At 69.4% G+C, this 16,111-nt stretch carries 11 protein-coding genes; 3 read left to right on the forward strand and 8 right to left on the reverse strand.

Annotated features, from left to right (window positions below):
- Positions 1-26: 26 nt before the first annotated feature.
- From QFW81_RS07865 to QFW81_RS07900, 8 genes are all read right to left on the reverse strand, one after another.
- Positions 27-860, reverse strand: coding sequence for a carbohydrate ABC transporter permease (locus QFW81_RS07865; protein ID WP_280578145.1), 834 nt, complete (start codon positions 858-860; stop codon positions 27-29).
- Positions 857-1,735, reverse strand: a complete 879-nt coding sequence (locus QFW81_RS07870) for a carbohydrate ABC transporter permease (RefSeq protein WP_280578146.1) — start codon at positions 1,733-1,735, stop codon at positions 857-859. Before QFW81_RS07870 ends, QFW81_RS07865 begins: the two co-directional genes overlap by 4 nt.
- Positions 1,725-3,002 (reverse strand): sugar ABC transporter substrate-binding protein, encoded by a 1,278-nt coding sequence (locus QFW81_RS07875; RefSeq protein WP_280578147.1) that lies wholly within the window; start codon positions 3,000-3,002, stop codon positions 1,725-1,727. Before QFW81_RS07875 ends, QFW81_RS07870 begins: the two co-directional genes overlap by 11 nt.
- 97 nt (positions 3,003-3,099) lie before the next feature.
- Positions 3,100-4,755 (reverse strand): glucoamylase family protein, encoded by a 1,656-nt coding sequence (locus QFW81_RS07880; RefSeq protein ID WP_280578148.1) that lies wholly within the window; start codon positions 4,753-4,755, stop codon positions 3,100-3,102.
- An 82-nt stretch (positions 4,756-4,837) separates the two neighbouring features.
- On the reverse strand, positions 4,838-7,855 hold the full coding sequence (locus tag QFW81_RS07885; RefSeq protein WP_280578149.1) for a TonB-dependent receptor: 3,018 nt from the start codon (positions 7,853-7,855) through the stop codon (positions 4,838-4,840).
- 76 nt (positions 7,856-7,931) lie between these two features.
- Positions 7,932-8,969, reverse strand: coding sequence for a LacI family DNA-binding transcriptional regulator (locus QFW81_RS07890; protein WP_280578150.1), 1,038 nt, complete (start codon positions 8,967-8,969; stop codon positions 7,932-7,934).
- 160 nt (positions 8,970-9,129) lie between these two features.
- A complete protein-coding gene (gene bglX, locus QFW81_RS07895) occupies positions 9,130-11,409 on the reverse strand; it encodes a beta-glucosidase BglX (RefSeq protein WP_280578151.1) in 2,280 nt (759 codons plus the stop codon).
- A gap of 334 nt (positions 11,410-11,743) precedes the next feature.
- Positions 11,744-12,043: a YciI family protein gene (locus QFW81_RS07900; RefSeq protein ID WP_280578152.1), complete on the reverse strand. Its 300-nt coding sequence runs from the start codon at positions 12,041-12,043 to the stop codon at positions 11,744-11,746.
- 497 nt (positions 12,044-12,540) lie between these two features.
- Between QFW81_RS07900 and QFW81_RS07905 the strand changes: the two genes are divergently transcribed.
- Genes QFW81_RS07905 through QFW81_RS07915 form a run of 3 tightly spaced genes read left to right on the forward strand, consistent with a single transcriptional unit; the run spans position 12,541 to position 16,110 of the window.
- A complete protein-coding gene (locus QFW81_RS07905; RefSeq protein WP_280578154.1) occupies positions 12,541-13,440 on the forward strand; it encodes a segregation and condensation protein A in 900 nt (299 codons plus the stop codon).
- A gap of 50 nt (positions 13,441-13,490) precedes the next feature.
- Complete coding sequence (gene scpB, locus QFW81_RS07910; RefSeq protein ID WP_280578156.1) at positions 13,491-14,621, forward strand: SMC-Scp complex subunit ScpB; 1,131 nt, start codon at positions 13,491-13,493, stop codon at positions 14,619-14,621.
- A complete protein-coding gene (locus tag QFW81_RS07915; RefSeq protein ID WP_280578157.1) occupies positions 14,614-16,110 on the forward strand; it encodes a pseudouridine synthase in 1,497 nt (498 codons plus the stop codon). The genes scpB and QFW81_RS07915 overlap by 8 nt, the downstream gene beginning before the upstream one ends.
- Position 16,111 lies beyond the last annotated feature (1 nt).

Genomic DNA, 16,111 nt, shown 5'->3' on the forward strand with positions numbered 1-16,111 from the left:
AGCCAGTGGCTCGCAAGCGCGCCCGCTCACCCTTTCACGCTCCCGAGCAGGAGGCCCTGGATGTAGTAGCGCTGCAGCAGCAGGAACAGCAGCAGCACCGGCAGCACCGTGACCACGGCGCCGGCCATCATCAGTTCCACGTCCATGATGTGCTCGCGCGAGAGCGCGGCGAGCGCCACAGGCAGGGTGTACCGCTCCTGGTCGGTAAGCACGATCAGCGGCCACATGAAATCGTTCCATGCCGCCATAAAGGTGAACACCGCGAGCGTGGCGAGCACCGGCTTGAGCATCGGCAGCACCACCTGCACGAAGATCCGCAGCTCGCCGGCGCCGTCGATGCGCGCGGCCTCGATCAGGTCGTCGGGGATGCCGCGCGCGTACTGCCGCACCAGGAAGATGCCGAACACACCCGCCATGCCGGGGATGATCACGCCCCAGTAGCTGTTCACCAGGCCCAGCTGCTTCATCAGCAGGAACAGCGGCAGCATGGCCACCTGCGCCGGCACCACCAGCGCCGCCAGCAGCAGCTGGAACACGCGCTCGCGTCCGCGGAAGCGCAGCTTGGCGAAGGCATAGCCCGCCATCGTGTTGACCAGCAGCGACAGCAGCGTGATCGCCAGCGACACCAGCAGGCTGTTGCCGAAATTGCGCGCCATGCCGGTGCGGGCGAACAGGTCGCGATAGTTCTCGAGCGTGGCGGACGAAGGCAGGAACGGCGGCGGGAAATGGCTCGCCTCGCCGCGCGGCATGAACGAGACCGACACCATCCACAGCAGCGGCGCCAGGCTCAGGATGGCGAGCACCAGCAGCGCACCGTTCACGCGCACCGCCTGCCAGCGTCCTTCGCCGACCGGGTTCATACCGCCCCCCGCCTGCGGCCGAGCCGCAGCATCAACGTGGTCGCGGCGAGAATCACCAGGAACAGCACGAACGCGACCGCTGACGCCCGCCCGAGGTTCCACCACTTGAAGCCTTCCTCGAACATGTAATAGAGCACGCTCACCGTGCTCTGCAGCGGATCGCCGCGGGTCATCACGTACGGCTCGGCGAACAGCTGGAAATAGCCCGAGACCGTGATCACCCCGACCACCACCAGCACCGGCCCCAGCTGCGGCAGGGTGATGTGCACGAACTGCTGCCAGCGCGAGGCGCCGTCGATGCGCGCGGCCTCGTACAGGTCCTGCGGGATCGCCTGCAGGCCGGCGAGGAAGATCACCATGTTGTAGCCGAAGTTCTTCCACACCGCGAACAGCATGATCGTGGGCATTGCCCAGCGCGGGTCGCCGAGCCAGTCGACCGGCCCCAGCCCGAGGTGCGACAGCCCCCAGTTCACCAGTCCGTAGCTGGTGTGGAACAGGTAACGCCAGATCACCGCCACCGCGACCAGGGTGGTCACCACCGGCGCGAACAGCGCGGTGCGGAACACCGAACGCAACCGCACCAGCGGCGAATGCAGCAGCAGCGCCGCGCCCAGCGAGACCGCAATCGACAGCGGCACGCCGACGGCGACGAAGTAGAACGTGTTGCCCAGCGACTTCCAGAACAGCGGCGTGCGCAGCAGTTCCAGGTAGTTGCCCAGGGCGACGAAGCGCAGGTGCGAGGGATCCGCGAGCGCGTACAGGTCGAAGTCGGTCAGGCTCAGCAGCAGCGCCGCGCACACCGGCAGCCCGAAGAACACGCCGAGCACCACCAGGGCCGGCGCGGCGAACATCCACCCGGCGAGGCTAGCGCGCATCGGCGGCCTCCTGCGCGCGCACCCAGCGCCGCTTCTCCAGGATCGCATCGACGCGCGCGTCGAGTTGCTCTACCGCCTCGTCCTGCGATTGTCCGCCGCGCACCACGCGCTCCGTTGCCAGCCGCATCTCCTGCCCGATGCGCTCCCACTCCAGCACCTGCGGCGTCGGCCGCACCCGCTCGAGCTGGTCGCGGAATGCGCGCGCGAGCCCGTCCTCCGCGAGCGCGGGATGCTCCCAGGTGCTGCGCCGCGGCGGCAGGTTGCCGCTCATGGCGTGGAAGCGCTGCTGGATGTCGGGGCGCGACAGGAACTCGACCAGCGCCCACGCCGCGTCCTTGTTCGGCGACGAACGGAACAGCACCAGGCTGGTCCCGCCGGCGATGCCCGCACCGGGGCCGTCAGGGCCGGGCAGCGGCATCGTGCCCCACTGCCCCTCCAGCTCCGGCGGCGCGCGCCGCTGGAACTCGCGGATGTTCCAGGGGCCTGACAGGTAGAACGCGAACCTCCCCCGGAAGAACTCGTCCCAGACGTTCGAGATCTGCGTATCCGACACCGCCGGTGCCCATCCCTGCGCGAACACGTTGGCGTAGAACGCCAGCGCCTTGCGGAAGCCCGGGCTACGGAAATTGCCGCGGCCGTTGTCCTCGCGCAGCAGCGGATCACCGGTCTGCAGCGCGAACGAGAGCGGCGGCTCGAATTCGTTCACCGGCATCAGCAGCGCGTGCCGGCCGGGGCCTGCGTCGCGGACCACGGCCGCCATCGCCTGCTCCCACTCCGCCCAGGTCCGCGGCGGCACTTCCACGCCGGCGCGTGCGAGCAGGTCCTTGCGATAGAACAACAATCGCGTGTCGACATACCACGGCACGCCCACCAGGGCGCCGTCGACCACGTTGGTGGCCCAGATGCCGGGAAAGTAGTCGGCCTGGTCGACCACACGCGAGGCGTCGACGCGCGCCTGCACCGGCTCGAGCGTGTCGAGCGCCGCGAACTCGGCGATCCAGGTGTTCCCGAGCTGGCACACGTCCGGCAATCCGTCGGCGGCGAAGGCGGTGAGCAGCTTCTCGTGCGCCGCCGTCCAGGGCACCTGCTGCAGGTCCACCCGGATACGGGGATGTTCGCGTTCGAACTCCTCCAGCAGTTCGGCCACCACCTCCGCTTCGCGGCCCATCGCCCAGAAGCGGATCGTCGTGATGTCGTCGTGCCGGGCGCACGCCGACAGCGCGACGCACAGCCATACGCACAACAGCAGGAGACGCGCCGATCGCATCAGCCAATCCTAGACCCTTCGCGATCCTGCCGCGGCCGCGCCCGTGCGCGCGACGCCGATGGCGGATACGCACACGCGAACAGTCCGGGCCGCCATCCTAGGCCGGGGGGTCCGACGCACGCGGCTCGGCCGGAGGATCGTCGTCCTCGTCGCTCTCGCGCGACTGGGCCCGACGCATGTCCTCCGCATTCGCGGCCTCGGGGTCGGGCTCGCCGGACGTCTGCGGGCCGTCCGGCGGCGCCAGCCAGCCCCCCGTGAACCCCGCACGCTCCAGCCCGTTGCGGATGTACGGGTTGTCGCGCATCACTTTCCACACGAAGTCGTTGCGGTAGTTCGCGATCATCGTGAGGATCGGACCCTGGTCGATGCCGATGTAGTCGCTGGCCACCCAGCCGCGCCCGGGGATCAGGCGCCCGGTCTTGAGCGGCACGTCGTACTTGAAGCTCGGGTTGACCGCGTCGAGGAAGCCGTAGCTCGAATACAGGTACTCGCCATAGCGTTCGTACAGTTCTTCGGTGGCCGGGATCACGATCTCCGGCGCGAACGCGATCGAGGCGATCGCCGCGGTCGGCGCGATCGTGCCGTCGTCGAACTCGTCCGACAGGCCCGCACCGCGCGCGCTGTAGTGGCGGAACTCGCGCTGCTGGCCCTTGAACTCCTGGGTGGTGCGCTGCGGTCCGTCGCTGGCGGTCAGGCCCCAGACGTTCTCGCCGTAGTCGTCCCAGCCCATCGGGTTGTCTATCGCGTACGCGCGCTGGGCGTAGGTCGCGCGACGGCTGTTCTCGAAGTAGTCGATGCCGCGGTTCTTCATGTACTCGTCGCGGATGCCGCGGAAATCGATCCACACGTGCGAATACTGGTGGCCGAAGTGCGGGCCGAAGCTCAGGTACTCCTGGCCCTGGAACACGCCCCAGTCGCGCTCGTAGGTCTGCGTCCACACCTCCCATGCCTCGGGTTCGACCGGATGGGTCGGCGAGCCGAGCGCGAGGATGTAGACCAGCATCGCCTCGTTGTAGCCCTTCCAGTCGTGGCTGATGAAGCCGCGCTCGGGATACCAGCCCATCGAGATCAGCGGCGGCCGCTGCTGCAGGTAGGGCCATTCGACGCGGCGGTAGATCTGGTCGGCCAGCTCGCGGATGCGCACCTCGCGCTCGTCGTCGCCGGTGTAGTAGGACTGCGCGAACAGCACGCCCATCAGCAGGATGCCGGTGTCCACGCTCGACAGCTCCACCCACTTGTCGTAGCGCGCGCCGCTCTGCATGTCGAGGAAGTGGTAGAAGAAGCCCTTGTGGCCGCTGCGCCCTTCGGCCTGCGGCCCCATGCGCGCCTCGCGCAGGAATTCCAGCGTGACCAGGGTACGGTCCACCGCCTGGGTGCGGCTGACCCAGCCGTTCTCGATCCCGATCGGATACGCGGTCAGCGAGAAGCCGACCGAGGCGATGCTCGCGAACGGGCGCGAGGGAAAGCGGTCGGGGGTGAGCCCGTTGACCTCGTTGGTGGTATCCCAGAAGAACTGGAAGGTGCGGCGTTCGATGTCACGGAACAGCGGGGGCAGGTCGGGCGGACCTTCCGGCTCCTGTTCCTTGGGCGCGGGTTCCGCGTCCGGGTCCGGCAGCACGAGCTGCGGGATTGGGCCGGGCTTGGGGGGCGCGACCGCGGGTTCCTGGGGCGGGGGCGGCTCCGGCGCGCACGCCGCCAGCGTCAGTGCAAGGACTGCGGCCTGCAGGAATCGTAGAAGGAACGACTTCGACATCGTGGATCAGGGGTCCGTGTAAACGATTTCTCGGAAAACTCGAAAAAAGCCGGCCGCCGGTGGGCGGCCGGCCGTTGGGCGACTACCAGCTGAACCCCATCGTCACCTTGAACGTGCGGGTGGGACCGGTGATGCCCAGGCCCGTGCGCTGGCCGAAGTTCGCGTCGACCGTCGACGCGGTGCCGATGAAATCACCGAAGTCGGTGTAGTTGATCTCGTTGGTCACGTTGAGGATATCGCCGCGCACCCGGAAAAGAATGCCGCCGCCCGTATCCCACTCCTTCTGCGCCGCCAGGTCGAGCTGGAAGAAATCCTGCTCGTCGAAGTAGTAGGTTTCGAAGCGGCCCACCACATTGCACGCACCCGGATCGACGCCTTCGAAGCAGTTCAGGCCGGTATTGCCCACCGGGCTGCTCCAGGTCAGCTTGCTGGAGAAGGTGACTCCCCAGTAGTCGGCGATGCCGGTGGCGACGATCTTGTGCTTGGGGATGCCGTTCGAGCGGATGAACGCCACCTCGTCGAGGTTCGGGTAGTCAAACGTGAACTGGTCGGAACTCTCCCGGTTTTCCTTCGCATCGCTGAAGGTGTACGCCAGGCTCGTGCCCCATCCCGACTCCGCCGTGTAGGGCTTGTCGAGCGACCACAGCAGCGAGTTCAGCCGCGTCTCGACCGCATTGTTGCCTAGGAAGAATCGGTTGTAGCCCGGCAGATCCGCATCCGGTGCATTACCGAACTGCACGCCCGGCGGATAGAAGCCGCCGTCTGCGCGGCGATTGCCGACGGTGAACAGGATGCCGTCGTGACTCAGGATGTGAACCAGCGTCACCGACGAATTCCAGTCGTACCCGAACATCGGGATGGTGTTGCGGATCCCCAGGCTGAACTGGTCGGAATACGGGGTCTTCAGATCGTTGTTCATCAGGAACACTTCCGCGCCGAAGTTGCTCCCCGGAACGATGAGCGACTCGAGCGCCCCCGGCTGCAGGTAGGCCGGATCCCACGCGAGGCAGGGGCTCTGGGGCCGATCGGGATCGTTGCAGTCGTGTCCCGGCGTATCGAAGTAGAAGCTGTAGCGCTGGAACGCGAGCCGGTACTGCTCGTAGGACAGATAGTCGAACTGGTTGCGGTTGTACGAACGCCCGGCACCGCCGAACAGCACATGTCGCTGGTCGCCGGTCAGGTCGTACGAGAAGCCGAGCCTCGGTGCGATGTTGTCCTTGTCTGCATCGCGGTTGCTGCCGCTACTGATGTAGTTCTCGATATCGTAGTCCATGCCCGGCCGCGCCGCCGCGTAATCGCGCAGCCGCGTGACCAGGGTGTCGGGGGTCACGTGCTCCTCGAAGCTCGGATTTTCCTCATAGTCCCAGCGCACGCCCAGGTTGAGTGTCAGCCGGTCGTTGACCTCCCAGTCGTCCTGGATGTAGATGCCGAACTGGGTGGCATCGGACTCGACCGTCGTCGGGAATCCGTTACCGGGCGCGGAGAACTCCACGAAGTACGGCTGGCTGAGGTCCTGCAGCATGTCGTAGCGGAACTGCGGCGTGTACGGCGACTGCTCGAACGCCGACAGGTCGATCTTCTTGTACTTCACGCCCGCCTTGAGGGTGTGGCCTTCCCAGCCGAAGAAGGTCAGGTCGTTCTGGAACGACACGCCCTTCTGCCCCTTGTCCTGGAAGTCGCCGCCGCCGCCCAGGTTGAGGATTTCCTCCATGTCCGGATTCTGGATGTCCTCTTGCCCTTGTCGCGGCGAGTAGAGGCGGTATCCGTTGGCAAGCGACGCGGCGCGGGGCGAGAAGAAGGAATCCTCGAAGGTGAGGTGCGCGTCGTTGAGCCAGTCCATCGAGCTGAACTGGTATCTCAGGTCGATACGCGTCTCTTCGCCGGCCTTGAGGGTCGCGCGTTCGGGCGTGTTCGGACCGTTTCCGACGTTGGTGACCTCGTCTTCCTCGCGTCGTTTGACGGTCAGCTCCAGCAGATGGCCCTCAGCGACGGTCCAGTCGATCTTGCCGAAGTACAGGTCCTCCTTGAACGGAACCGCCGCCGGGGCGCTGGCGATCGGCTGGAACTGCGGTGGCAGATCCTCGATCGTCAGGTTCCCACCTGGCGTGATCGTGCGCGGCGAGTTGTACTCCTTCGCCTCGTAGGTCACGAAGAAGTGCATCGCGTCCTGGATGATGGGACCGCCGAACGAGGCGCCATATTGCTCCTCCTTGGACCTCACCTTCTCGCCTTCGCGATCCTCCACCGGCGTGGCTTCCCGCCAGTCGGAAGCCGTGTGGTCCCAGAAGAACTCGCCCGAGAACTCGTTGGTTCCCGACTTGGTCACCGCCGTGATGCCCGCACTGCTCAGCTGGTCGTATTCCGCCTTGTAGTTGGAGGTGATGACCTTGTACTCGGAGATGCCCAGCTGCGGGAACGGATTGCCGCGGCTCGAATCCTGTCCGGTGATGCCGCCCTTGAGCACGTAGTCCTTCTGGCCGACGCCGTCGATGAACACGTTGATGCCGTTGGACAGCTGCGGTCCGCTGCGCAGCGACGTCGACCCGTCACCGCCGGTGTTGAACGTCACGCCGGGCACGATGTCCGCGAACGCGAGGAAGTTGCGCGATGCCTGCGGTAGCGCCTGGATCTGCTTGGGCGACACGTATGTCGCGATCTCCGACGTCTTCGTCTCCACCAGCGCCTGCGCCGTCACCACCACCGCGTCGAGGTCGGTCGCCTCGCCGGTGGGCGCCGCTTCCGCGACGCCGCCGACGCCCAGGTTGAGGGTGGCGGTCTGGCCCACCGCCAGGGTGACGTTCTGGGAATTGGTCTGGCCGGCCGCAGTCACATCGATGCGGTACGTACCGGGCGGCAGGCCGGCGAGGTTGTAGTTGCCGCTGGCCGTGGTCTGCACGCTGCGCGTGAGCCCCGTGGCCAGGTTGGTGGCGGTGACGCGGGCATCGGTGGCCGGCGCGGAGTCGGCCATCACCTGGCCCCGGATGGCGCCGGCGGTGGACTGCGCGAACACGGGGGCGGACAGCAGCATGCAGCCGGCCAGGGCGCAACTGAGCACGCTGCGGTCGAATCTGCGCGACGCGGAACGGATCTTGCGATTCATGGTGAGCCCCTCCCAGGGCGATCTCCGAATGTTGAAACCGGGGGAATGACGCGCCTCGCGTGGGCGCGGTTGTCTTTCAACTGCCTGCGGATGACGCCTGTGACTGGTCTGGTGAAGGGGGCGGACGCCGGCTGGACCCGCGCACGACCAGCCGCGGCGCGAGCAGGTCCGGCGGGGCCTGCTCCACCTGCTCGCCAGGTTCGAGCAGCCGACGGATGGCGCGCGCCCCCAGTTCGGCGATCTCGACGCGCATCGTCGTGAGCGCGGGGTGTACGTAGCGCGAAAGCGGGATGTCGTCGAAGCCGGCGAGCGCGATGTCGTCGGGGACGCGCACGCCGCTCTGGTTGAGCGCGAACAGGCATCCCAGCGCCATCATGTCGTTGGCGGCGAACACCGCGTCGGGACGCTCATCGGCCGCCAGCAGCGCCTGGCCCGCCCGGTGGCCGGAGGCCTCGTCGAAATCGCCGGGCAGCACCCACGGTTCGTGGCCCGGCAGCGCCTGCGACAACGCCTCGCGATAGCCGCGCAGGCGTTCGCGGGCGTCGAAGTTGTCGTCCGGCCCGGCGATGAAGGCGATGCGCCTGTGCCCCGCCTCGAGCAGGTGCCGCATCATGGTGACCGCGCCGCCGTGGTTGTCGATTCCGACCGACGCGCGCGCCCCGGCCACCCGCGTGGAATTCATCAGCACCGCGGGCATGGTCGGCGAGAGTTCGCCGGCCAGCGCCTCGGCGCCGTCGACGAAGGGCGACATGAGCAGCAGGCCGTCCACCCGTCCGCGCATCGTGCGCAATGCCGCGCCCTGTTCCTGCAGGTGGCCGTGGTAGCTGGACACAAGCAGGTGCAGTCCGCGCTCGCGTGCCACCTGGTCGATGCCGCGCATGAGCTCGGAAAAGAATTCGCCGTACAGGTCCGGCAGCACCACGCCGATGGTGCCGGTGCGCCGGCTGCTCAGGCTGCGGGCGGCGTGGTGCGGGCTGTAGCGCAGCTCGTCGGCGACCCGGAGCACCCGGCTGCGCACCGCCTCGGCCACGTTCTGGTGGCCGTTGAGCGCGCGCGACACCGTCGCCACCGAGACGTTGGCGCGCCTGGCCACGTCCTTGATCGTGACGCTCACCGGCCTCTCCTCCAGTGCGGACGGGGCGGAATGTAAACGCTTTCAACCAATCCTGCAAAGCCGCGCGGGGACATGGGTGACACCGCGGCGGAGGCATCCACCGGTCCTGCCGGGCGGGAGGCCCGCCCTGCGTCGCGACCGGCTGGTGCCGAAGATCCGCTCACTTCGCCACGACCTCGAACGTGGCCGACTGCGAGGCAAGCGAATCGCCGCCGGTGAAAACGGTGAAGCTGCCCGGCTCGACCACGCGCCGCATCCGCGCGTCGTACAGGGCAAGGTCGTCCTCGCCGAGCGTGAAGCGCACTTCCTTCGACTCGCCCGGCTGCAGGTCCACGCGCTGGAACCCGCGCAGTTCGCGCACCGGCCGGGTGACGCTGGCCACGTCGTCGCGCAGGTACAGCTGCACCACCTCGGTCCCGGCGCGCGCACCGGTGTTGGTCACGCGCACGCTCACTTCCTGCGCCAGGTCACCGACTGCGAGCGTGGCGCGCGCCACGCGCGGCGCGTCGTGGCGGAAGGTGGTGTAGCTCAGGCCGTGGCCGAAGGGATACAGCGGCGTCCAGGGCACGTCGATGTACTTGCTGGTGTACTTGTTGTCCTTCGCCGGCGGGCGACCGGTGTTGCGGTGCGCGTGATAGATCGGCACCTGGCCGACGTTGCGCGGCACGGTGACCGGCAACTTGCCCGAGGGGTTCACGTCGCCGAACAGCACGTCGACGATCGCGTTGCCACCCTCCACGCCAGGGAACCAGGCCTCGAGCACGGCCGGCACCTTGCCCTGCAGCGCACCCGTCGACAGCGGCCGGCCGTTGAGCAGCACGACCACCACCGGCTTGCCGGTCGCCGCCACCGCGAGCGCCAGCTGTTCCTGCACGCCGGGCAGGTCGAGCGAAGTGCGGTTGTTGGCCTCGGCGCTCATTTCCGGGTGTTCGCCGAGGAACATCACCACCGCATCGGCGCGCCGCGCCGCGCGCACGGCCGCGTCGAAACCGGAGGTGTCGTCGTCGTCGATGGCGGCGCCCTTCGCGACCACCAGCTTCGTGCGATCGCCGACGCTCGCGCGCAGCGCGTCCAGCGGCGTCACCGCGTCTTCCGGCCGGCCGATGCCGACCCAGTTGCCGAGCATGGCCCAGGGCTCGTCGGCCAGCGGGCCAATCACCGCCAGCGTCCCCAGCGACTTCGACAGCGGCAGCACCTCGCCTTCGTTCTCCAGCAGCACCATCGACTTCTGCGCCATGCGCCGCGCCGCGGCCCTGTGTTCGGGCGTGAGCGTCATCGCGGCCTGGCGTCCGGGATCCTTGCAGTAGCGGTACGGATCCTCGAACAGGCCGAGCCGGTACTTGGCGTTGAGCACGCGGCGCACCGAGGCATCGACCTCGGCCAGCGGCACGCGCCCGGCGTCCACCGCCGCGGGCATGTCCTTCAGGTAGATGGCGCTGACCATGTCGACGTCGACGCCGGCGGCCAGGCCGAGGCGCCCCGCGGCCTCGCGGTCGGCCGCCACGCCGTGCTCCACCAGTTCCAGCACGCCGGTGTAGTCGCTCACCAGCACCCCGTCCCAGCCCCACTGGTCGCGCAGCAGGTCCTGGATCAGTGGCTTGTGCGCATGCATGGGCACGCCCGCCACCTCGTTGAACGCTGCCATGATCGACTGCGCGCCGGCATCGACCGCGGCCTTGAACGGCGGCAGGTAGACCTCGTGCAGGGTGCGCTCCGGGATCTCGGCGATGTTGTAGTCGCGGCCGCCCTCGGCCGCGCCGTAACCGACGAAATGCTTGGCGGTGGCCAGCAGGGTGTCGGGCGCGGCCAGATCCTCGCCCTGGAAGCCCTGCACGCGCGCCGCCGCGAACGCGGACCCCAGGAACGGATCCTCGCCCGCGCCCTCGACCACCCGGCCCCAGCGCGGGTCGCGCGAGATGTCGACCATCGGCGCGTAGGTCCAGTGCACGCCGTGCGCGGTGGCCTCGACCGCCGCCACCCGCGCGGCGTTGCGCGCCTCGTCCGGATCGAAGCTCGCCGCTTCGCCCAGCGGCACCGGGAACACGGTGCGCATGCCGTGGATCACATCGTAGGCGTACAGCAGCGGGATCCCGAGGCGCGATTCCTCCACCGCGATGCGCTGAAGGCGGCAGGTCAGCTCGGCCCCGTTCGTGCCCAGCCAGGAGCCGATCCCGCCGCGCCGCACCTGGTCCTCGCTGCCGGTCATGGCGGCGGGGCCGGTGTTGTTGCCCACCGCAGGCGGCTGGTTGAGCTGGCCCAGCTTCTCGGCCAGGGTCATCTTCGCCATCAGCGCATCGACGAACGCGCGCTCGGCGGTCGCGTCGCCGGCCGAGCTGCGCGCCGGGCCGGGCGCAGCCCAAGCCGCGGGGGCGGCCAGCAGGGTGGCGAGCGCCACCGACAGGCAGGGCAGCAGGGAAAAGCGGGGCGCGTGACGCGTCATGGATCCTGTCCGAAGGGCGGGCCCGCGGAATGTAATCGTTTTCAGCGACGGATGCATGGCACGACGCAGCATGCGCCGCGGTGGCCCCGGCGACCTTGCGACGCGGGGCCGGTTGCTGCCCGGAGGCCGTGGCTTTGCGCCCGCGTGCGAATCATCGGACGGTAGGCCGGCTGGCGTCTGCCTCCACCCTGCCCCTCCAGTGTGGGCTCGGGGTCGTCTGTCCAGGCGGCACGGGCCCGTGGGTGCGATGTGCGGGGAGCGCGGGATGCGTGGAGGCGCGCGTCGGGAGATCGGACGGGAACCCGGGTGCGCTGCGCTTACCCGGGCGACGGTCCTACGGGAGGACCGGGCGGAACGGGCGCACCTCGACCCGCGCGTAGACGCCGGCCTTGACATACGGATCGGCGTCCGCCCAGGCGCGAGCCTCCTCCAGCGACGGGAATTGCGCCACCACCAGGCTGCCGCTGAAGCCGGCCGGGCCCGGATCGTCGGCGTCGATCGCCGGGCACGGTCCGGCCAGCAGCAGGCGGCCGGCGTCGCGCAGCGCGACCAGCCGCTGCAGGTGGCGCTCGCGCGCGGCCAGGCGGCGGTCGAGCACCTGGTCGCCGTCGTATCCCTCGATCGCATACCACATGCCGCCGCTCCGTCCTGCACCGGCCCCGATTCTAGAAGACGCCAGTGCGACCCGTCCGTCAGGCACGCCGCGCAGAAGCGAGATGCAGCGGCCCGACCCCGGTTCGGCGGAATTGGCGAGCCGGGCCTTCGACGGCGGACGACCTCCCGGCCGTACCCCTGCGCACGAAGCGCGGCGGACCCTGCCTGCCGGCCGCTGGACAGCCCGGGGGCCAGCGCTTACCCTAGGATCCAAGCTCCGCAGCCGATCGCCGCTCACGTCGCAGCAGGACGCTAGAGTCGCGGCCCCTCGGCCAGACCCGACGATTCCCCCAGCAGTCTTCTGCCCGCATGCGGCATGGTCTGCACCGTGGGCGTCCGGTCGCAAGACGCTTTGCCAGTGCGATGTTCCGGACCCGTGCCAGCCGCACGAGTCCGTCGCGACGCGCAGCCCGTGGCCGGTTCCGGCCCGGTGCAGAACTCGATCAGCCAGCCGGCCCGGAGGGGGCCGCACCGCGAATGAGCCAATCCGCCCAGGACACCGCCGCGCAGGCGCCATCCCACCCGCAGCAGCAGGAAATGCCGCTGGCGGTGGTGCACGGCCAGCCGGTGCTGCAGATTCCTCAGGACCTGTACATCCCGCCCGATGCGCTGGAGGTGATCCTCGAGGCGTTCGAAGGCCCGCTCGACCTGCTGCTGTACCTGATCCGCCGCCAGAACCTCGACATCCTCGACATCCCGGTCGCCGAGATCACCCGCCAGTACGTCGAATACATCGGCGTGATGCAGGACCTGCGCTTCGAACTGGCGGCAGAATACCTGGTGATGGCCGCGATCCTGGCCGAGATCAAGTCGCGGATGCTGCTGCCGCGTCCGCCCGCGACGGAAGGCGAGGAGGACGATCCGCGCGCCGACCTGGTACGCCGGCTGCAGGAGTACGAACGCTTCAAGCAGGCCGCCGAGGATCTCGACACCCTGCCGCGGATGGAGCGCGACACCGCGCCCGCATCGGCCTTCATGCCCGACCGCGCGGCGGTCCGGGTGCCGCCGCCGGTGGAACTGCGCGAGATGCTGTCGGCACTGCACGACGTACTCAAGCGCGCCGAGCTGCTCACCAGCCACGCCATCCGGCGCGACGCGCTGAGCGTGCGCCAGCGGATGGGCGAACTGCTCACGAAACTCGAGGACGGCGCCTTCCACCGTTTCGAGGCCCTGTTCGACCCGGGCGAAGGCAAGCTCGGCGTGGTGGTGACCTTCCTGTCGATCCTGGAGCTGGCCAAGGAACGCCTGCTCGACATCGTCCAGGAAGCGCCGCTGGCGCCGATCTACCTCAAGTCGCTCGCCAGCGGGCGTGCGGCCGACGAACCGATGGAGTTCTCCAGCGAGTTCGACACCACCACGCCCGAAGACGACCGCTGACGCCAGCCTCGCGCCTGTCGCGCGCCATCCATCCCGCCAGATACCGACGCATGGATCAACAACTCATCAACCGCATCGTCGAGGCCGCGCTGCTGGCCTCGAGCCAGCCGCTGACCGTGGTCCAGCTCGCCGCGCTGTTCCCGCTCGACGAGCCGGCGCCGGAGGGCAGCCTGCAGGCCGCGCTCCAGACGCTGCAGGCCGACGCGGCAGCGCGTGGCGTGGAGCTGGTCGAGGTCGCCTCGGGCTGGCGCTACCAGGTGCAGGCCGACGTCCACCCCTGGGTGGCGCGCCTGTGGACCGAGCGCCAGGTCAAGTACACCCGGGCCACGCTCGAGACCCTGGCGCTGATCGCCTACCGCCAGCCGATCACCCGCGGCGAGATCGAACAGGTGCGCGGCGTGGCCACCAACAGCAACATCATCAAGGCGCTCGAGGAGCGCGAGTGGATCCGCGTCGTCGGCCACCGCGACATGCCCGGCCGCCCCGAACTGCTCGGCACCACCAAGGGCTTCCTGGACTATTTCGGGCTCAAGCGCCTGGACGAGCTGCCGCCGCTGTCGGAACTGAAGGATTTCGGCGAGCTTGAGCCGCAGTTCGAGTTCGACGGCGAGCGCGCGGTGGGGGGAATCGCGACCGGAGACGGCGATGCCGATGCCGATGCCGACGCTGGGACCGACGGCACGCGCGCCGCCAACGATCCGACCGCATCGGGTGCGGACGAGTCCGACGGCGGATCCGGCGAGCGCGGCGAGGAGGTCGACCGCCGCGCAGACGCTGCGGTCGATCCCGCCGCCGGTGTGGACGTCGAGCCGCAAGCCGATGCCGACGCCGACGCCGACAGGGATCCGGATACCGACGCGCAGGGCGATGCAGCCAGCGGGTCCGATGACGGCAGCGGCGGACGCGCTGCGCTGCAGGACGTCGCCGATGCGGACACCGCAACGCCCGCCTCGGAGCAGGACGCGGGCGCCGCCGAGCCGGTCTCCGCGATCCCCGGCGACGACGTTCCCGCCGACCAGGACCCTGCCGGCGATGCCTCCGACGACGCCAGTACCGCGGACGACGACCAATCGCCCCGCCCTGCCCCGCCCTCTTCCCACACTGCCGACCGCACCGACGCGGCGGCCGAACCAGACGCCCTCGCCGAAGACGGCGACAGCACCGGAGTACGACATGAGTGAGCAACACCCCACCGCCAGCCGCAAGCTGTCGCTCAAGCGCGGTGACGACAAGGCCGCCGACGCCCCGCGCCTCGAAGAGCGCCTGCACAAGGTCCTGGCCCAGGCCGGCCTCGGCTCGCGCCGCGCGCTGGAGCAGCGCATCGCCGACGGCCTGGTCAAGGTCAACGGCGAGATCGCCCAGACCGGCATGTCGGTCGGCGGCGGCGACCGGATCGAGATCGACGGCCGCCAGTTCGTCGCCAGCGCGCTGACCGAGCCGGCGCGCGTGCTGATGTACAACAAGCCCGAGGGCGAGGTGACCACGCGCGAGGATCCCGAAGGCCGGCCGACCATCTTCGAGTCCCTGCCCGCGCTCAAGGGCGCGCGCTGGATCGCGATCGGCCGCCTGGACATCAACACCACCGGCCTGCTGCTGCTCACCACCGACGGCGAGCTGGCCAACGCGATGATGCATCCCTCCTACGAAGTCGAGCGCGAGTACGTCTGCCGCGTGCGCGCGCCCGAAGGCGAGGAGACCGTGTCGGAGAAGATCGTCGACCGGCTCGCGCGCGGCGTCGCGCTCGAGGACGGGCCGGCGAAGTTCGACGAGATCAAGCGCATCGGCGGCACCGATTCCAATGAATGGTTCCAGGTGCTGCTCAAGGAAGGCCGCAACCGCGAGGTGCGCCGGCTGTGGGAGTCGCAGGGCTGCCAGGTGAGCCGCCTCAAGCGCATCCGCTACGGCCGGGTGTCGCTGCCGCAGACGCTGCTGCGCGGCCAGTCGCAGGAACTCGCCGACGCGCAGGTCGAGGAATTGCGCAAGGAACTCAGGCTCGAGGAAGGCCCGCCGCCGGCGCTGACCCTGCTGCCGGTGATCGGCCAGCGCAAGGCCTCCAAGTCCACCGTGCACCTGACCGGCGACCGCCGTCCGCAGGGCTACGTCAATGGCCACAACACCGCCGACGAGGGCCGCGAGCTGCGCCGCTTCGACCATGTGCGCGAGGATCGTCGTGGCCGCGGCGGCAAGAAACCGCATGGCGGCCTGACCGTCAGTGGCGAGCAGGCGGCGAACCAGTCGCAGAAGCCGTTCAAGCAGCGCAAGGCCAAGGGCCCCAAGCCGCTGCCCGACGGCAACCCGGCCGCGTTCCGCACCTGGTACGTACCCGAAGGCGTGGACACCGGCCCGTCCGGCCACCGCAATGCCGATGGCCGCGGCCCGAAGAAGCCGTTCAACAAAGCCAAAAAGCGCGGCCCCGGGCAAAGTGCCGGTGGCCAGGGCCAGGGTCCGGGCCAGGGACAGGGGCGCAGCCGCAGCGCGCATCCGTACGGGCATCCGGGCGGCGCGCCGACATTCCCGTCCGACCACGCGTCGCCCGGCGCCTACAAGCCTGCCGGCGCGCGACCGCGCGGCCCACGCCCCGCCGGCAACCCGCAGCGGCCCAAGGGCCCGCGCCCCGGCGGCGGCAACCGCGGCCCGCGTGGTGGCGGCGGTGGCGGGGGCGGTCGCTGAG

This window comes from Luteimonas kalidii, assembly GCF_029887935.1.
GTDB classification, from domain to species: Bacteria; Pseudomonadota; Gammaproteobacteria; order Xanthomonadales; family Xanthomonadaceae; genus Luteimonas; species Luteimonas kalidii.